The organism is Pseudomonas sp. LBUM1646 (assembly GCF_059716165.1).
Genome location: NZ_CP166810.1, coordinates 807,243 through 821,733 on the forward strand (window position 1 = coordinate 807,243; position 14,491 = coordinate 821,733).

Here is a 14,491-nt window from a genome sequence, read left to right on the forward strand (position 1 = left end):
TTGCAGCTGCTCAATTGGCAAACGCCCGGGTTATGGCGGTAAAACCGGGTCCGGCCAGGACGATCAACAAGGCTGGAAATAGAAACAGCATCATCACCACGGACATCTTCGCCGACATTTTCGAGATGTATTCTTGCAGCCGGGTCAGGCGCCGATCGTCAAGCAGTTGCTTGAGCGCCAGCAGCGATTTCATCGCGCCGCCGCCCTGGTGAATCAACTGCTGCAAGATCACGCAGGTGTCGCTGAATTCGTCTACCGCCAGCATCAATGCGGCTTTGTGCAGTTCCTGGCTGAGCTCCAGGCCGGAATCGACACGGGTCAGGATCAGGCGCAATTCGCTGGTCAGTTCCGGCAAGAGTTTCTGCCCTTCGGTGCTGAGCACCCGCAACGCTTGCTCGACCGCCATGCCCGACTCGAACAGGATGCGCAGCAGCGGGATGAAGGTGGAGATTTCCACCGCGATGGTTTTCTGCCGACGAGCAGCGGCGTAGGCCAACAGGCGTTTGGGGAGTAAATAGCCGAGGCCGGTGGCGAACAGCGGCACCAGCCAGCTGTTAGCGGCGTTGGGGAAAAACACTTCCCGCAGAAACAGACCCAGCCCCAGCATCAACAACGGCGTGCCGATCTGACACGCCGCGTACACCGCGCGTTCATTGGCCCGGCGCCAGCCCAGGCGACTGAGCAGGGTCTGGGTCTCGCTGTCGATGCTGACCGAACGCTGGCCGAACCGGGTGTTGCCGAGCAGTTGCAACCAACTGCCGAAACGGTTCTCCCGCACCAGTTGCCCCCGCAAGCGCCGGGTCACCTGACGCACCCGGCGACGCTCCTGCAGCAAGTGGCTGACCACCAGCAGCAGGGCCCCGAGAAACAGCATCAGACTGGCAAGCAGGACCATCTCAAACACTCCGCAACATGCGCCACAGCGCCAGGCAGCCAAACATCTGCAGGAACACTGCGACGATCAACATGGTTTGGCCGCCGGAGTCATGCCACATGCCGAGCATGTAGCCGGGATTGGTCAGCATGAAATAGCTCACCAGAATCATCGGCAGCGAGCCCAGTACCCAAGCGGTCATGCGCGTTTCGCCGGTCATGGCACGCAGTTGGCGAGCACCCTGATCGCGTTCGCGAATCAGTTTGATCAGGTTCTCCAACAGCTCGCTGGCGTTGCCGCCGTAGCGATGATTGACCTTCAAACCGAGGGCAAACATGCGCAGTTCGTCCTGTTCATAAAACTCGGCAAAGTCGCTCACGGCGTCCGGCAAATTAACCCCAAGCTGCACGTTGCGCTGCACTCGGCCCATGGCGTACTTCAGAGGATCGTCACTGGCCTCGATCCCGCCCATCACCGCATCGGTCAGGGTCCGCCCGGATTTGAGACTGCGCACGCTGTGATCCAGCAACTGCGGTAATTGCTCGATCATGCGTGTGAGGCGGCGGCGATACAGCCATGCGATGTACACCCGCAACAGCAGTGGCGGCGCGAGCAACAGCGTCAGCAAACCGGCCCAATCGGCGACCAGGTAACCGAGCAGCATCGCCACACCCCAGAGCGTCAGCCACAGCCCCAGGCGTTCAGTCGGACGACCCAGGCCCGCCCTTAGAAACATGCGTTCAAGACCCACCCATGTGGGTTTCTGAGTGGCCAATTGCGGCTGCCCTTGGGCCAGTCGGCTGAGCACCCGTTCATTGCCGGTCTTGCGAATGCCATGCAAAAACAGCCACACCGACAGCCCGAGCAGCACCATGCAAATCAGGCTGAGAATGATCGGTACGATCATGCCGAATACTCCATGCCGTCAGCCCAGGCTCGACTCGTGCCGCAACTTGTCACCCGCCGGATTGACCGCCTCGCGCAGGAAACCGAAACCCGTGCGCCGGTCGAGCCGGAACAGGGTGTTGGTGACGTAGACGTCCTCGCGCACACCGACCACTTCCACCACCTCGCTGACGCAACGTCGACCATCGGGCATGCGCGTCAACTGAATGATCACGTCCAGTGCCGCGCAGATCATTTGGCGCAAGGTGCGCTCCGCCACCGTGCGTCCTGTGAGGCCGACCAGGGTTTCCAGGCGCAGCAGCGCATCCTGGGCGTTGTTGGCGTGCACGGTGCTCATCGAGCCGTCGTGGCCGGTGTTCATTGCGGTGAGTACATCGAGCACTTCGACACCGCGAATCTCGCCAAGGATGATGCGGTCCGGACGCATCCGCAGGGCGTTGCGAATCAGGTCGCTGGCCTTCACTTCGCCGTGGCCCTCGGCATTCGGTGGTCGGGTTTCCAGGCGTACGACGTGGGGGTGGCCGAGCTGCAACTCGGCCACGTCTTCGATGGTGACCAGTCGTTCGTGGGGGTTGATCAACTGGCTGAGAATATTCAGCAACGTGGTTTTCCCGGTGCCGGTGCCGCCGCTGATCAGGATGTTGCAGCGCTTGCCGACGGCATTTTGTAAGAACTCGAAAATCCCCTGGTCGATGGTTTGCATCGCCATCAGGTCGCTGCTGTTGAGCATGTCCTTGCGAAATTTACGAATCGACAGGCAAGGGCCATCTAAGGCAATCGGCGGAATGATCGCATTGACCCGACTGCCATCGGGCATGCGCGCATCGACCATCGGCGAGGACTCATCGAGCCGTCGACCGAGGGGCGCAAGGATGCGCTGCATGACCCGCTCCACATGGTGCGCGTCGATAAACCGCAGGTCACTCAGGTGCAGCACGCCGTCGCGCTCGATGAACACCCGGTGCGGGCCGTTGACCAGAATTTCGGTGACCGCCGGATCGCGCAGCAGCACTTCCAACGGACCGAAACCGGTGAGTTCGTCGACGATTTCCTCGGCCAGTCGCTCCATTTCATAGCGGGAAATCGCCAGGTGCAGGCGGGCGATGTACTCGGCGACTTTGTCGGTGACGAATTGCGACAGCAGTTGCCGTGAACCTTCCAGCAGGTTTTTCCCGGACTCCTCGATGGCATCGATGATGTAGCGGTGCAGCACCAGTTTCAGGCCTTCATGGTCGGTGTTGCCGGGCGCGTTACGTTGCGGTGCGCCGAAGAGTTTTTCGGTCATTGCGTACCCCTCAAGCGGTCAAACCAGCCGGCCTTGGGTTTGGCCAGTCCTTCGGAGCGTTTGGCCAGTTGTTCGCCGAGGGTACGCAGGCCAAGGGTGAGTTTTTCCCGGGGGGCCAGTTCGAACAGGGTCACGCCCTGGTTCTTGGCGTTCAGGCGCACTTCCGGGCTGTACGCCAACACCGCGATCACTTCCAGGTTGAAGGTTTTGCCGAGGGTTTCCGCGTCCGGTGCGACGTGGCTCAAGTAGCGGTCGACCAGCAGGCGCCCGTGGTCGAGCTTCAGGCCTTTTTCTCGCCATAGGTTGAGCACCGCCAGGTTGCGGCGGCAGTCGAGGACGTTCTGGTCGCTGTACCACAGCAGTTTGTCGCAATGGCTGACAAAGGTGCGCAAGGCTTCACTGTCCGGTTGGCCGGTGAGGTTCACGACGATGTGCTGGAAGTGTTGGCGCAGGGCGCTGAGCAGCATGTACAACTCGGCGGCGCTGGTGCTTTCCAGCGGCTCATCGTTGCTGGCGTAGGCGAGGATCCGTAGGCCGGCTTCGGCACTGGTGAAGGCGCTGTCGATCAGCGTCGCGTCGAGGCGGCGCAAGTGGCGCAAGGCATCGCCGAAGTGAAACGAACTCTCTAGCCCCAGCAATGCCAGGCTGTCGCCTCGGGGCAGGCCGAGATCCAGCAGCAAGGTTTGTTGCCCGCTCTTTTGCACCACCAGCGCCAGGTGATTGGACAACAGGGCGCCGTCGGCATCGCTCTGGGTGCCGTACAGCACCGTCAGGCCGCCCAATTGTTTACTCGGCGCTACGGGCGGCAGGCGTTTGCTCAGACGGCGCACCAACCCGGCGACTTCACTGGAGCGAGAACCATAGGCGACGAAATCCCGTGCTCCGGCGCGCATGGCGTTGAGTACCAACTGGTTATCCATGCCGTCGCCGAGTGCGACGATCGCCAGCATCGGCTTGGCTTCCAGCGCCCCTTCGATCAGCGCGCTCTGGGCCACCACGTGTTCACGGTCGAGGCCGACGAACACTAGGCTGGCGAAGGTCACGTCCACCAGCGCGAGCAATTCGTCGAGACTGCCGCCGCCAGCGCTGACGACCTGGCCAAGCGGCGCGAGCGCGCCTTGCAGCCACTCAAGGTCGGTGCTGTTACGGGTGATGGCGAGAAAGGTCTGGCTCAGGTTCTGGCTCATTGCGACAGTCCGCTGCGTTTGTCGAAGTTGCCGTTTTCCAGGAAGAACATGCGATAGAAATTCGGGTCGTAGTTGCGCAGTTTTTCCCCCGGCAACGACGGCAGCTGCGCGTCGGCAGCCAGGGGTTGAACCAGGTGCGGGGTGACGATCATCAACAGCTCGCGTTCTTCACGGTTGATCTGCGAGCTGCGAAAAAACGCACCCAGAATCGGGATGTCGCCCAGCCCTGGAAACTTGTTCACCTGGGAGCTGTTGGTGGTGCTGATCAGGCCGCTGATGACGAAGCTTTCACCGTCGGCCAGGGAAATACTGGTGTCGGTGCGGCGGATGGTCAGGGCCGGTACGGTGGTGCCGGCGATGTTCACGGCGTTGCTGAAGTCCAGCTCGCTGACTTCCGGCGCGACTTTCAGGGTGATGCGGTTGCGGCTGATGATGGTCGGCGTCAGGGTCAGGCGAATGCCGAATTCCTTGTACTCGATGGACACGTTATCGCTGCCGGCACTCGGCACCGGAATCGGGATTTCGCCACCGGCGAGGAAACTTGCGCTCTGCCCGCTCAGCGCCACCAGGCTTGGTCGCGCCAGGGTGTAAGCGAAGCCGCTGCCCTCCAGCGCGTTGATGATCATCATGGTTTTGCCGCCGATCCAGGAGAAGTTGAACAGGCTGTTATCCACCGGCAGTCTGGGCGTTGGTACACCGTCGATGGCGGGCAAGGTGCCGGGGGCACCGAACAGGAAGTTGCCGCGGGTGCCGATCAATGAGGCGGTGGCTTCCTTGAGTTTGGTGCGGCTGACTTCGACGAAGCGGATATCGGTTTGCACTTGTGACAGCAGCGACGGGTCATCGGACGGCAGCAGGCTGGCGCTGGTCAGGGCCGCCGTGGCGCGCCCCTGGACAAACACCATGCTCTGGCGCGGCTCGCTGGCGCAGGCCGTCCAGATCATCAGGCTGGTGGCGCCAGGCGCCATGCCGGTCAACAGAAAGGCGCTGCTGCCATTGGGATGCACGTCGGCGATTTTCGGATCGCCAATGGCCAGGCGGGTGATCGCCACCGGCGATTGCAGGTCCTGTTGCAAGCCTTCGCCGATCTCGATCACCGGCGGCAAACGCCCCAGCGCGGCGCAATTGCCGGTCACCGCGAAAGCGCTTTCCAGGGGCAGCGCCACCAGCATCAAGGCCCAGAAAACGGGTTTGAATATCGGCATGGAACGACTCTGCATGCAGCTGCATCCTTGATCAGTCATGGGGTTTGTTGAGTCAGTTGGTTGCCGCGGATCACTTCGATTGCACGCCGTGGTGCTGCGCCACCGCTGACCGTGCCTTTGGGCGCGCCACCGAGGGCCAGTTGGGTGAACTGGAAGAGCTGGCTGTTGGCGCTGTCGAGTTTGCCCGGCGCTGCGTTTTCGCCGGCCCAGTATTTGGCCAGACGCTGCTCTTCACTGCTGCGCACCGCCAGGCGCAACGTGCCAACCTGGGTCGCCAGCATCAGCCGGCTCAAGAGTTGTTCCGGCACGGCCAGCACTACGGTGCGCGCGGCGGTGCGGCGTTGATCCTGTTTGAGTTTGTCCTCGGCGTTCAGGGCCGGTGTGGCGGGTTGGCCGTCGTTGGTCAGGCCGAACTGCTCACCCACGCCCAGCACCCGCATGGCCGGCACGACGATCTGCGCCGACTGCTGCAAATTGCTGGTGTCCTGGCGCAGAAACAGCAGCACATCGACGTAGTCGCCCGGCGTCAGTTGGCCTGCGGCACCGATCACTTCGTCCACCGCCACGGCGAGGGCGCGTTCATCGCTGCGAATCATCCGGGCCAGGGTGCCGCCGGCCTTGAAGCTGTCATCGCTGAGCCAGGTGCCGGCGCTCAGGTGCCGCCAAGGCGTGCGGCCGATGGCCTGGTCGAGGTTGCTCAGGCTGCCGGCAGGAGCACTGCGCAGTTTTTCCACGGTCAGGTCGGCGGCGGTCAGCGGGGTGAACGGCGGCACATCGTGGATGAGGACCACGACAGGTTGACGGGTCTGATCCTCGGCGGCGGCAACGGTTTTTTCCACCGTCACGGTGGCAGTTGGTGGGGCGACAGCAGAGACGACAGGAACCGGCTGGCGGCTGAGCATCAACCCCCAATAACCGACAAAAATGGCCCCGAGTAAAAGCAAGCCGGCAAGGCCCATGGTGACGCGACTGTTCATGACGGCTCTCCCTTTCCTGCTGCACCAAGTCTCGTAATAGTTAACGAGGCGTTTTCGCAATCAGGCAGCTATGAACATCCAACTATTTCGCTATTTCAACGCTAGTCGATCTAGAGCAAAACGCCATTACGGACCTGAAAATAACTGCCCCCTGTATGAGAATTGGCTGAATGATCACTGTTCTTTGATGTCGGGTATTCGACTAATACTTTGTGATTAATCCGTTCTTACAGTTGTTGGCCGCAGGTTTGTTGACAATGCTCTGATGGCACATTGAAACCCTGTCGCAGTACTGTTTCGTCGGCGCCAGAGGCGCAAAAGGAGTAGACGTATGATTCTCGAATATCTGTTGCTCAGAGCCCGGTTGTTCTTCAAAAGTACCGAAGGTGCATCGGCGATCGAGTACGCGATTGTGGTTGCCATGGTGGCAGTAGTGGTCGTGGTGTTTGTGACGCCGATCAGTACCAAAGTCCTGAACATCTTCAACCTGGTTCTGACCACGCTTGGTGGTACGGCCGTCGTCAAACCAACGCCTTGATCGAAGTCATTTCTCCATCATTCCTACCCGCGCGTTTGTCTCCAGGGTCACTGCCCTGGATGACACGCCCGGGGGTTAGCTTGTTGTTGTCTGGGTGCCTCTCGCACCAAGGAGAACTTCCATGCTCTTTGAATACCTGATGGTGCGGGTGCGTCTGTTCCTGGATAACACCGAGGCGGCTTCGGCCATCGAATACGCGATTGTTGTCGCCATGGTGGCGGTGGTCGTCGTGGTGTTCATCACGCCGGTCGGTGCCAAGGTCCTGGCGATTTTCAACAGTGTGCTGGTGGCCTTGGGCGGGACCGCGCAGACCGCGCCAGTGCAGACCCCCTGACCACTGCAAACATCGCGGTCGGCGAATGACACGCTACACTCGGTCCTACACTCCGTCTTCAGGTGCCGCCCATGAATCCTTCTTCGCCGCCACGCCAACAGCTGCTTCTGGTTGACGACGAAGAGGACGCGTTGCTGGAGCTGGCAGAGTTGCTGGAGGGCGAGGGCTTCAATTGCTTTACGGCCACCTCGGTCAAGCTGGCCCTGCATCATCTGACGCGCAACCCTGATATCGCCCTGGTGATCACTGATCTGCGCATGCCCGAGGAAAGCGGCATGTCGCTGATCAAGCGCCTGCGCGAACACACGTCGCGCCAGCACCTGCCGGTGATCGTGACGTCCGGGCATGCGGACATGGAGGATGTCAGTGACATGCTGCGTCTGCAGGTGCTCGACCTGTTTCGCAAGCCGATCTATCACGTGCGGTTGTTGGAAACGTTGAACAATCTGTTTCCGCTGCCTGCGACCAGTCTGGTTAATCCTTGATCAGTTAAATTTGACGCCATCACTTTGACATTTAAGTAGTGTCGAAATGATGGCTCGTGTACATTTGCCGCCCCCGATCAGCGCCCTGCTGAGGGGCCGGTAGGGATGCCTGATTAATTCGTCACCCTGCTGAAACTGCCATTTCAAGTTTCGGAAGGGACTCACGATTGAATACCTCTTGCCTGCGCCGCTCGTTGTTGGCGTTGTCCGTGGCGACCGCCGCGTTTCAGACCTCTGCCGTTGAAGCGGCGGACCTCAATTACGATTTGAGCAACGGCCCGTACACTGGCGTCGGGCAGACTTGGCGAGCCGCCACGTTGACCGGGAGTATCAACACCGTCCCTTCAGTGTTTGGAGTGGGTGATGCGGTGAACTTTCAGGAGTTGACCCTCCAGGAAAACCTGACCAACAAAGGCTCGATCCTCATTGATGGTCTGGCGTTCGCCCGCGGAATCTCGATCAGTAATGGCAGTGGTGCTACGGTGATTGGCGGTTCCCTGATCAATGACGGCTCAATCAAGATCAATGGTCTTGCCAATAGCGGTTCCTCGATGGGTATCGACGCCAGCGGCATAACGTTGACGAATTCGTTAGTCAATAGCGGTGAAATTGCGGTCAATGGCATGCGACCGATAGCGGTGCTGCTGTCCCACACCACACTGACGGGTATCAGCAACACCGGTTCGATCAGTGCCAATGGTGAAGGCGCGATGGCGGTGGATCTGGATCGCGCGACGCTGAGCAACTCTGTCTATAACGAGGGCAGCATCCGCGCCACCGGCCTCGACGCCGAGGCGGTGGCGTTTGAGGGCGTGGTGCTGGCGCCCACTAACCGGTATGCGGTCTGGAACCGTGGCACGATCTCTGGTGAGTCCTTCGGTATCCATGTCAGCCTGCCCGTTGCGGGCCAGGGAGCTTTCAGTTTTTATCAGGACGCCGGCCTCATCGAGGGCGGCACGGCCGCGATCCAGGTCGATGGTGGGGATAGCTATTTCTACTGGAACGGCGGCAACGTCAAAGGCGATTTGCTGGGCCTTTCCGGAGTTCTCATCGACGGCGATGCGAATTTCGATGGCTCAACTATCAGGTCGGGGTACGTCACGATCGAAAGCGGCAAACTGACGCTGATGCAGCCGCACACCACGATCATCGGCGACTTCGACATGGAAGAGTCCAATTCGGTGCTGGAGATGTACCTGGGCAACGACACCAACCCCGCGTTGCCGGTGTTGAAGGTCACAGGCGCCTCGGATATCGCGCCGGGGGGACGGCTCCAGTTGCTGGCCCGCTCCAACGACTTCCGCATCAACGCGGGCGGCACTCGCTACACCTTGATCAGTTCCGGCGCGTTGACTGGCGGTGAGAACCTGACCGTGACGTCGTCCTCTGCCTTGCTGGATGTCAAAAGCTTTGGCGTTGAAGGCAACGATATCAAGGCATTGGTGACGACCAAATCCGAGGACGTGGTTGCACAAAATATCCTCAGTGCCGGCGGTACGCGCAATGCCGTCGGGGCCGTGGGACGTTTCTCGACGTCCGTCATGCCTTTGCTCGACGAACAGGACCCGGTCTTCCAGGCTTTCGCCAATGCGGGCACTGACGCCGAGCTGGCGCAACTGTCGGAAAAACTCAGCCCGGACGTCAGCCGTGGCGTGCTTCATGCGACCACCAACAGCCAGACGCTGGTCGCCAACGCCATCAACGATCGCTCCAGCCGCGCCCGTACCCGCAACGGCTCGACGAACAAAGGCGTGTGGTTGCAAGCGCTGAGCAGCGATGCCAATCAGGACGAGCGCCATGGCGTGGCGGGTTATGAAGCCGACAGCCACGGGATTGCGGTCGGTGCTGACGGTCAGTTGAATGCCGACACCGTCGTTGGTCTGGCCTACAGCTATCTCAAGAGCGATGTGAAATCCGATCTCGGCAGCAAAACCGATGTCACCGGGCATGCGTTGACCCTGTATGGCAACTGGACCCATGACAACTGGTTTGTCGATTCGTCGTTGATGTATGGCTGGAACGATAACGAGTCCAAGCGCTACATCGCCGGTACCCGGGCCAAGGGCGATTACGACAGCGATATCTTTGGTGTCAGTGCATTGGCCGGTTACAGCTTCCGTTTGCAGCCGAACCTGGTGCTTGAGCCTCAGGTAGGCGCGCGTTACGCCAACGTCGGTATGGATGCTTACCGCGAGAAGGGCAGTTCGGCGTCGCTGAACGTCGGCAGTCAGCGCTATGAAGTGGGCGAAATGGGCGTGGGCGCACGACTGGCCGCGGCGTTCGATGTCGGCACCGGCAGCCTTGAACCTGAAGCCAAAGTCATGGCCTGGCACGACTTTATTGGCGACAAGACCGCGACCACGTCGGCCTTTGCAGTGGGCGGCGATTCGTTCACCACGCGCGGCACGACGCCGGTGCGCGACAGCTATGAAGTAGGCCTGGGCGCCAACTATGTCATGGGCGCCTGGAGTGTCGGCGGGTCATACAACTACGTGACCAGCACCGACTTCAATGCCGATTCGTTTACGGCGAAGGTGCGTTACGCGTTCTGATCTCAGACCGCGTTATCGTTCATCGCGAGCAAGCTCGCTCCCACAGGGTTCAGTGTGAGAGCGAGCTTGCTCGCGATAGCGTCCTGGCAGACAACTAATTGCCCTCGGCTGTACACCATCTGCCGACCTGCACCACACTTGAGTTTTCATGAGCGTGATTCCTTGCACCTGTTACAACATTCGCCATCTTCGATGGCTTACCGATATGTCGCCGGCAATACCTTCGTCCGTTGTGCACATCAAAAGCGCTAGGGCGCTTCCATTCTCAAGTTGGTATTAACCCGTTTATATAGGGTCGTGTGTCAGCGGGGGAAAAACTTAAGTTATATACACAATTAACCGCGGTTTTCCGGTCCCTGATCGTTCCCACGCTCTGCGTGGGAATGCCTAAACGGACGCTCTGCGTTCGGCTCTAAAGGGACGCGGAGCGTCCCGGGCCGCATTCCCGCGCAGAGCATGGGAACGATCATCAGGCTACCGGCCGCCAATGCCCCACCATATGCTCCAGCTCCCCGGCACCGACCAACTGCAAATCCCCGCTGGACGCCGCCGCACTGGCCAGCAACGTCACCTCGCTGGGCAAGCGCACCGGTTTGCGAAACTGCACCGCTATCTCAATGTTCGCCGTCGGCAGATGATCCGCCAGCGCCGCCAGTGTCCGCGCCTTGTTCCACAAGCCATGTGCGATGGCCGTAGGAAAACCAAACAGCTTGGCGCTGGCCGCACTCAGGTGAATCGGATTGTAGTCCCCGGACACTTTGGCATATTGCCGGCCAATGTCCGCCGGCGCTTTCCAGTGCGCGACCTCTGTCAGCGCCAGCGTCGTCGCCAACTCGTCCTCCACCGGCTCACCATCAAGCTTGACCCCGCGACACAACATCTGGCTTTCAGCCTCCCACAGCGTGCCCAGTTGATCGTCCAGCGTTGTCACCAGATCAAACGTCGCACCCTTGGCGTGGGGCTGCAGGTTCTGCACCTGCACGCTGACCCGCACGCGGCTCACAGCGCCCATGGGCCGCAGCACGCGAATGCGATTGCTCAGGTGAATCAGCCCCAACAGCGGAAAGGGAAACTCCTTCGCCGTGAGCAATTGCATCTGCAAGGCAAAGGCGAGGATGTGTGGATAGGTCGGTGGCAGCAGACCGTTGTCGGCAAAACCACAGACCTTGCGATAAGCCGCCAGGCGTTTCTGGTCAACATCGAGCCAACAACGCAAACCCGTATCGGGCAGGGTAGTGCCAGTGATTTTCCGCCGCGTGGCCGCCCGCAGATACAACCCGGGCAGACTCGGTTCACGGTTGAGGGTGTGCCAGTCGATGATCATCGCTACGCTCCCAAGACACTTTGCCCACACACCCGCAACGCTTGCCCGGTGAACGCGCCGGTGCCCGGCTGCGCGAGCCAGGCCACCGCTTCGGCGACGTCTTGCGGCAAGCCGCCCTGGCCCAGTGAACTCATGCGCCGCCCGGCTTCACGCAGGGCGAACGGAATGTGCGCGGTCATCTGGGTTTCGATAAACCCCGGCGCCACGGCGTTGATGCTGATGCCGCGCTCATGCAGCAGCGGCGCCCAGGCCTGGGCCAGGCCGATCAGCCCGGCCTTGCTCGCGGCGTAGTTGGTTTGCCCGCGATTGCCGGCGATGCCGCTGATCGAGGCCAGCAAAATCACCCGGCCGTTGTCGCGCAGGGTGCCGGCGTCGAGCAGGGCTTTGGTCAGCACTTGCGGCGCATTGAGGTTGACCGCCAGCACCGCGTCCCAGAATTCCGGGGTCATGTTGGCCAGGGTTTTATCGCGGGTGATGCCAGCGTTGTGGACCACGATGTCGACGCCGTCGGGCAAGTGCTCGATCAACTGCGTGGCGGCATCGTCGGCGCAAATATCCAGGGTGATGCTGCGCCCGCCGAGGCGTGCGGCAAGGGCTTCGAGATCAGCTTTGGCCGGTGGCACGTCGAGCAGGATGACTTCGGCGCCGTCCCGGGCCAGGGTTTCGGCAATGGACGCGCCGATGCCGCGAGCGGCGCCCGTGACCAACGCCTTGCGCCCGGACAGTGGCCGAGTCCAGTCTTCGACCGGCGTGTTGCAGGCGGTCAAGCGAATCACTTGTCCGGAGACAAACGCGCTTTTAGGCGAGAGGAAAAACCTTAACGGACCTTCCAATTGATCCTCGGCGCCTTCGCCGACATAGATCAGTTGCAAGGTGCCGCCGCTGCGCAGTTCTTTGGCGAGCGAACGGCTGAAGCCTTCCAGGGCCCGCTGGGCGCTGGCGGCGAAGGGGTCGCTCAAGGTTTCTGGCGCACGGCCCAGAATCACCAGGTGCGCGCTGTGATCGAGGTTTTTCATCAGTGGCTGAAAGAACTCGCGCAGCTGTTTGAGTTGATCGGTTTGCATCAGGTGACTGGCATCGAATACCACGGCTTTGAGCTTCGGACCGTGGCCGGGAATCCACGCGGTAGCCAGGGACGGCTCGGTGCCGTAGCTGTAAATCACGTCGGTCAGGCGGTTGGCGAAGGCGCTGATTTTCTCTGTCAGCGGTCCTCCACCGATCAGCAATGCGCCCTCGACCGGCCGCAGGCGTCCGGCCTGCCAGCGTTCCAGACGCACCGGCGACGGCAGGCCCAAGGCCCCGACCAGACGATGGCCGATGGACGAATTGGCGAAGTCGATATAACGGTCTGACATGGAACGCTCTCCGGCAGCTGGGGTTCAAAGTGTGGACCATGAATGGCGATCAGTCGTTCGATCGATGAGATAAGGCCTACGCTTGAACAGTGTAGGAGCAAGCTTTGCTCCTACGGGGGGCGGTTCATTTTCAGATATTTCAAAGGAGCTTTTCATGACTCAGCTGCGCCGCGTCGCGATCATTGGCGGTAACCGTATCCCTTTCGCCCGTTCCAACGGGCCGTACGCCACTGCCAGTAACCAGGCGATGCTCACCGCAGCGCTCGAAGGCCTGATCGAACGCTTCAACCTGCATGGTTTGCGCATGGGCGAAGTGGCGGCGGGGGCGGTGCTCAAACATTCCAGGGATTTCAACCTGACCCGCGAGTGCGTGCTCGGCTCGCGGCTGTCACCGACCACCCCGGCCTACGACATCCAGCAAGCGTGCGGCACCGGTCTTGAAGCGGCGCTGCTGGTGGCGAATAAAATCGCCCTCGGCCAGATTGAGTGCGGCATTGCCGGCGGTGTCGACACCACGTCCGACGCACCGATCGGTATCAACGAAGGCCTGCGCAAAATTCTCTTGCAAGCCAACCGCGCCAAGACCACCGCCGACAAACTGAAAACCTTCCTGCAACTGCGTCCAGGGCATTTGATTCCCGAGTTTCCGCGCAACGGCGAACCGCGCACCGGCCTGTCCATGGGCGAGCATTGCGAGTTGATGGCCCAGACTTGGAGCATCCCCCGCGCCGAACAGGACCAACTGGCCCTCGAAAGCCATCAGAAACTCGCTGCGTCCTACACCGAAGGCTGGCACAACGACCTGATGACGCCATTCCTCGGCCTGACCCGCGACAACAACTTGCGCCCGGACCTGACCCTGGAAAAACTCGCCTCGTTGAAACCGGCGTTCGAGAAAAGCACCAAGGGCACCATGACCGCGGGCAACTCCACGCCGCTCACTGACGGTGCGTCGCTGGTGTTGCTGGGCAGTGAAGAATGGGCCAAGGAACGTGGTTTGCCGATCCTCGCCTATTTGCGTGATGGCGAAGCGGCGGCGGTGGACTTCGTCAACGGCGCCGAAGGGCTGCTGATGGCGCCGGTCTATGCCGTGCCGCGCTTGCTGGCCCGCAATGGCCTGACCTTGCAGGACTTCGACTACTACGAAATCCATGAAGCCTTCGCCGCGCAGGTGCTCTGCACGTTGAAGGCCTGGGAAGACCCGGAGTACTGCAAAACCCGCCTCGGCCTCGACACGCCACTGGGCTCCATCGACCGCAGCCGGCTCAACGTCAAAGGCAGTTCGCTGGCGGCCGGGCACCCATTCGCCGCCACCGGCGGGCGCATCGTCGCCAATCTGGCGAAGCTGCTGGACGCGGCGGGCAAGGGCCGGGGGTTGATCTCGATCTGTGCGGCTGGCGGCCAGGGTGTCACTGCGATCATCGAACGCTAAGACCGCACGCACCCCTGTGGGAGCGAGCAAGTTCGCT

13 protein-coding genes are annotated in these 14,491 nt (G+C 61.1%); 5 read left to right on the forward strand and 8 right to left on the reverse strand.

The annotated features are described in order from the left end of the window. Positions 1–10 precede the first annotated feature (10 nt). The 6 genes from ACA071_RS03440 to cpaB are packed head-to-tail and all read right to left on the reverse strand — an operon-like array spanning position 11 to position 6,434. Positions 11–895: a type II secretion system F family protein gene (locus ACA071_RS03440; RefSeq protein WP_497643135.1), complete on the reverse strand. Its 885-nt coding sequence runs from the start codon at positions 893–895 to the stop codon at positions 11–13. A gap of 1 nt (position 896) precedes the next feature. Then, positions 897–1,781, reverse strand: coding sequence for a type II secretion system F family protein (locus tag ACA071_RS03445; protein WP_497643137.1), 885 nt, complete (start codon positions 1,779–1,781; stop codon positions 897–899). Between the two features lie 18 nt (positions 1,782–1,799). Next, positions 1,800–3,065 carry a TadA family conjugal transfer-associated ATPase gene (locus tag ACA071_RS03450; protein WP_497643138.1) on the reverse strand — a complete coding sequence of 422 codons (1,266 nt, stop codon included), beginning with the start codon at positions 3,063–3,065 and terminating at the stop codon, positions 1,800–1,802. Then, the gene (locus ACA071_RS03455) at positions 3,062–4,252 is read right to left on the reverse strand and encodes a CpaE/TadZ family protein (RefSeq protein ID WP_497643139.1); all 1,191 of its coding nucleotides are present in this window, start codon (positions 4,250–4,252) and stop codon (positions 3,062–3,064) included. Before ACA071_RS03455 ends, ACA071_RS03450 begins: the two co-directional genes overlap by 4 nt. Beyond that, on the reverse strand, positions 4,249–5,472 hold the full coding sequence (locus ACA071_RS03460) for a type II and III secretion system protein family protein (protein WP_497643140.1): 1,224 nt from the start codon (positions 5,470–5,472) through the stop codon (positions 4,249–4,251). Before ACA071_RS03460 ends, ACA071_RS03455 begins: the two co-directional genes overlap by 4 nt. 20 nt (positions 5,473–5,492) lie before the next feature. Continuing rightward, positions 5,493–6,434, reverse strand: a complete 942-nt coding sequence (gene cpaB, locus ACA071_RS03465; RefSeq protein ID WP_497643141.1) for a Flp pilus assembly protein CpaB — start codon at positions 6,432–6,434, stop codon at positions 5,493–5,495. 331 nt (positions 6,435–6,765) lie between these two features. Between cpaB and ACA071_RS03470 the strand changes: the two genes are divergently transcribed. The 4 genes from ACA071_RS03470 to ACA071_RS03485 all read left to right on the forward strand — a co-directional run bounded on the left by ACA071_RS03470 (position 6,766) and on the right by ACA071_RS03485 (position 10,343). Beyond that, a complete protein-coding gene (locus ACA071_RS03470) occupies positions 6,766–6,972 on the forward strand; it encodes a Flp family type IVb pilin (RefSeq protein ID WP_497643142.1) in 207 nt (68 codons plus the stop codon). A 121-nt stretch (positions 6,973–7,093) separates the two neighbouring features. Further along, complete coding sequence (locus ACA071_RS03475; protein WP_497643143.1) at positions 7,094–7,306, forward strand: Flp family type IVb pilin; 213 nt, start codon at positions 7,094–7,096, stop codon at positions 7,304–7,306. A gap of 71 nt (positions 7,307–7,377) precedes the next feature. Further along, positions 7,378–7,791 (forward strand): response regulator, encoded by a 414-nt coding sequence (locus ACA071_RS03480; RefSeq protein WP_497643144.1) that lies wholly within the window; start codon positions 7,378–7,380, stop codon positions 7,789–7,791. A gap of 167 nt (positions 7,792–7,958) precedes the next feature. Further along, positions 7,959–10,343, forward strand: a complete 2,385-nt coding sequence (locus ACA071_RS03485; RefSeq protein ID WP_497643145.1) for an autotransporter family protein — start codon at positions 7,959–7,961, stop codon at positions 10,341–10,343. Positions 10,344–10,812: 469 nt separating this feature from the next. Here ACA071_RS03485 and ACA071_RS03490 read toward each other — a convergent pair whose 3' ends face one another. Together ACA071_RS03490 and ACA071_RS03495 are read right to left on the reverse strand one after the other, a co-directional pair. After that, positions 10,813–11,667: a MaoC family dehydratase gene (locus ACA071_RS03490; protein WP_497643146.1), complete on the reverse strand. Its 855-nt coding sequence runs from the start codon at positions 11,665–11,667 to the stop codon at positions 10,813–10,815. 2 nt (positions 11,668–11,669) lie between these two features. Beyond that, positions 11,670–13,022: a 3-oxoacyl-ACP reductase gene (locus ACA071_RS03495; RefSeq protein WP_497643147.1), complete on the reverse strand. Its 1,353-nt coding sequence runs from the start codon at positions 13,020–13,022 to the stop codon at positions 11,670–11,672. Positions 13,023–13,176: 154 nt separating this feature from the next. Between ACA071_RS03495 and ACA071_RS03500 the strand changes: the two genes are divergently transcribed. Continuing rightward, positions 13,177–14,454: an acetyl-CoA C-acetyltransferase gene (locus ACA071_RS03500; RefSeq protein ID WP_497643148.1), complete on the forward strand. Its 1,278-nt coding sequence runs from the start codon at positions 13,177–13,179 to the stop codon at positions 14,452–14,454. Positions 14,455–14,491 lie beyond the last annotated feature (37 nt).

Coding starts and splice junctions, on each gene's coding strand:
- ACA071_RS03440 (WP_497643135.1), bottom strand. CDS start 895: ATGGTCCTGCTTGCCAGTCTGATGCTGTTTCTCGGGGCCCTGCTGCTG.
- cpaB (WP_497643141.1), bottom strand. CDS start 6,434: ATGAACAGTCGCGTCACCATGGGCCTTGCCGGCTTGCTTTTACTCGGG.
- ACA071_RS03495 (WP_497643147.1), bottom strand. CDS start 13,022: ATGTCAGACCGTTATATCGACTTCGCCAATTCGTCCATCGGCCATCGT.
- ACA071_RS03500 (WP_497643148.1), top strand. CDS start 13,177: ATGACTCAGCTGCGCCGCGTCGCGATCATTGGCGGTAACCGTATCCCT.
- ACA071_RS03490 (WP_497643146.1), bottom strand. CDS start 11,667: ATGATCATCGACTGGCACACCCTCAACCGTGAACCGAGTCTGCCCGGG.
- ACA071_RS03470 (WP_497643142.1), top strand. CDS start 6,766: ATGATTCTCGAATATCTGTTGCTCAGAGCCCGGTTGTTCTTCAAAAGT.
- ACA071_RS03450 (WP_497643138.1), bottom strand. CDS start 3,065: ATGACCGAAAAACTCTTCGGCGCACCGCAACGTAACGCGCCCGGCAAC.
- ACA071_RS03445 (WP_497643137.1), bottom strand. CDS start 1,781: ATGATCGTACCGATCATTCTCAGCCTGATTTGCATGGTGCTGCTCGGG.
- ACA071_RS03455 (WP_497643139.1), bottom strand. CDS start 4,252: ATGAGCCAGAACCTGAGCCAGACCTTTCTCGCCATCACCCGTAACAGC.
- ACA071_RS03475 (WP_497643143.1), top strand. CDS start 7,094: ATGCTCTTTGAATACCTGATGGTGCGGGTGCGTCTGTTCCTGGATAAC.
- ACA071_RS03460 (WP_497643140.1), bottom strand. CDS start 5,472: ATGCAGAGTCGTTCCATGCCGATATTCAAACCCGTTTTCTGGGCCTTG.
- ACA071_RS03480 (WP_497643144.1), top strand. CDS start 7,378: ATGAATCCTTCTTCGCCGCCACGCCAACAGCTGCTTCTGGTTGACGAC.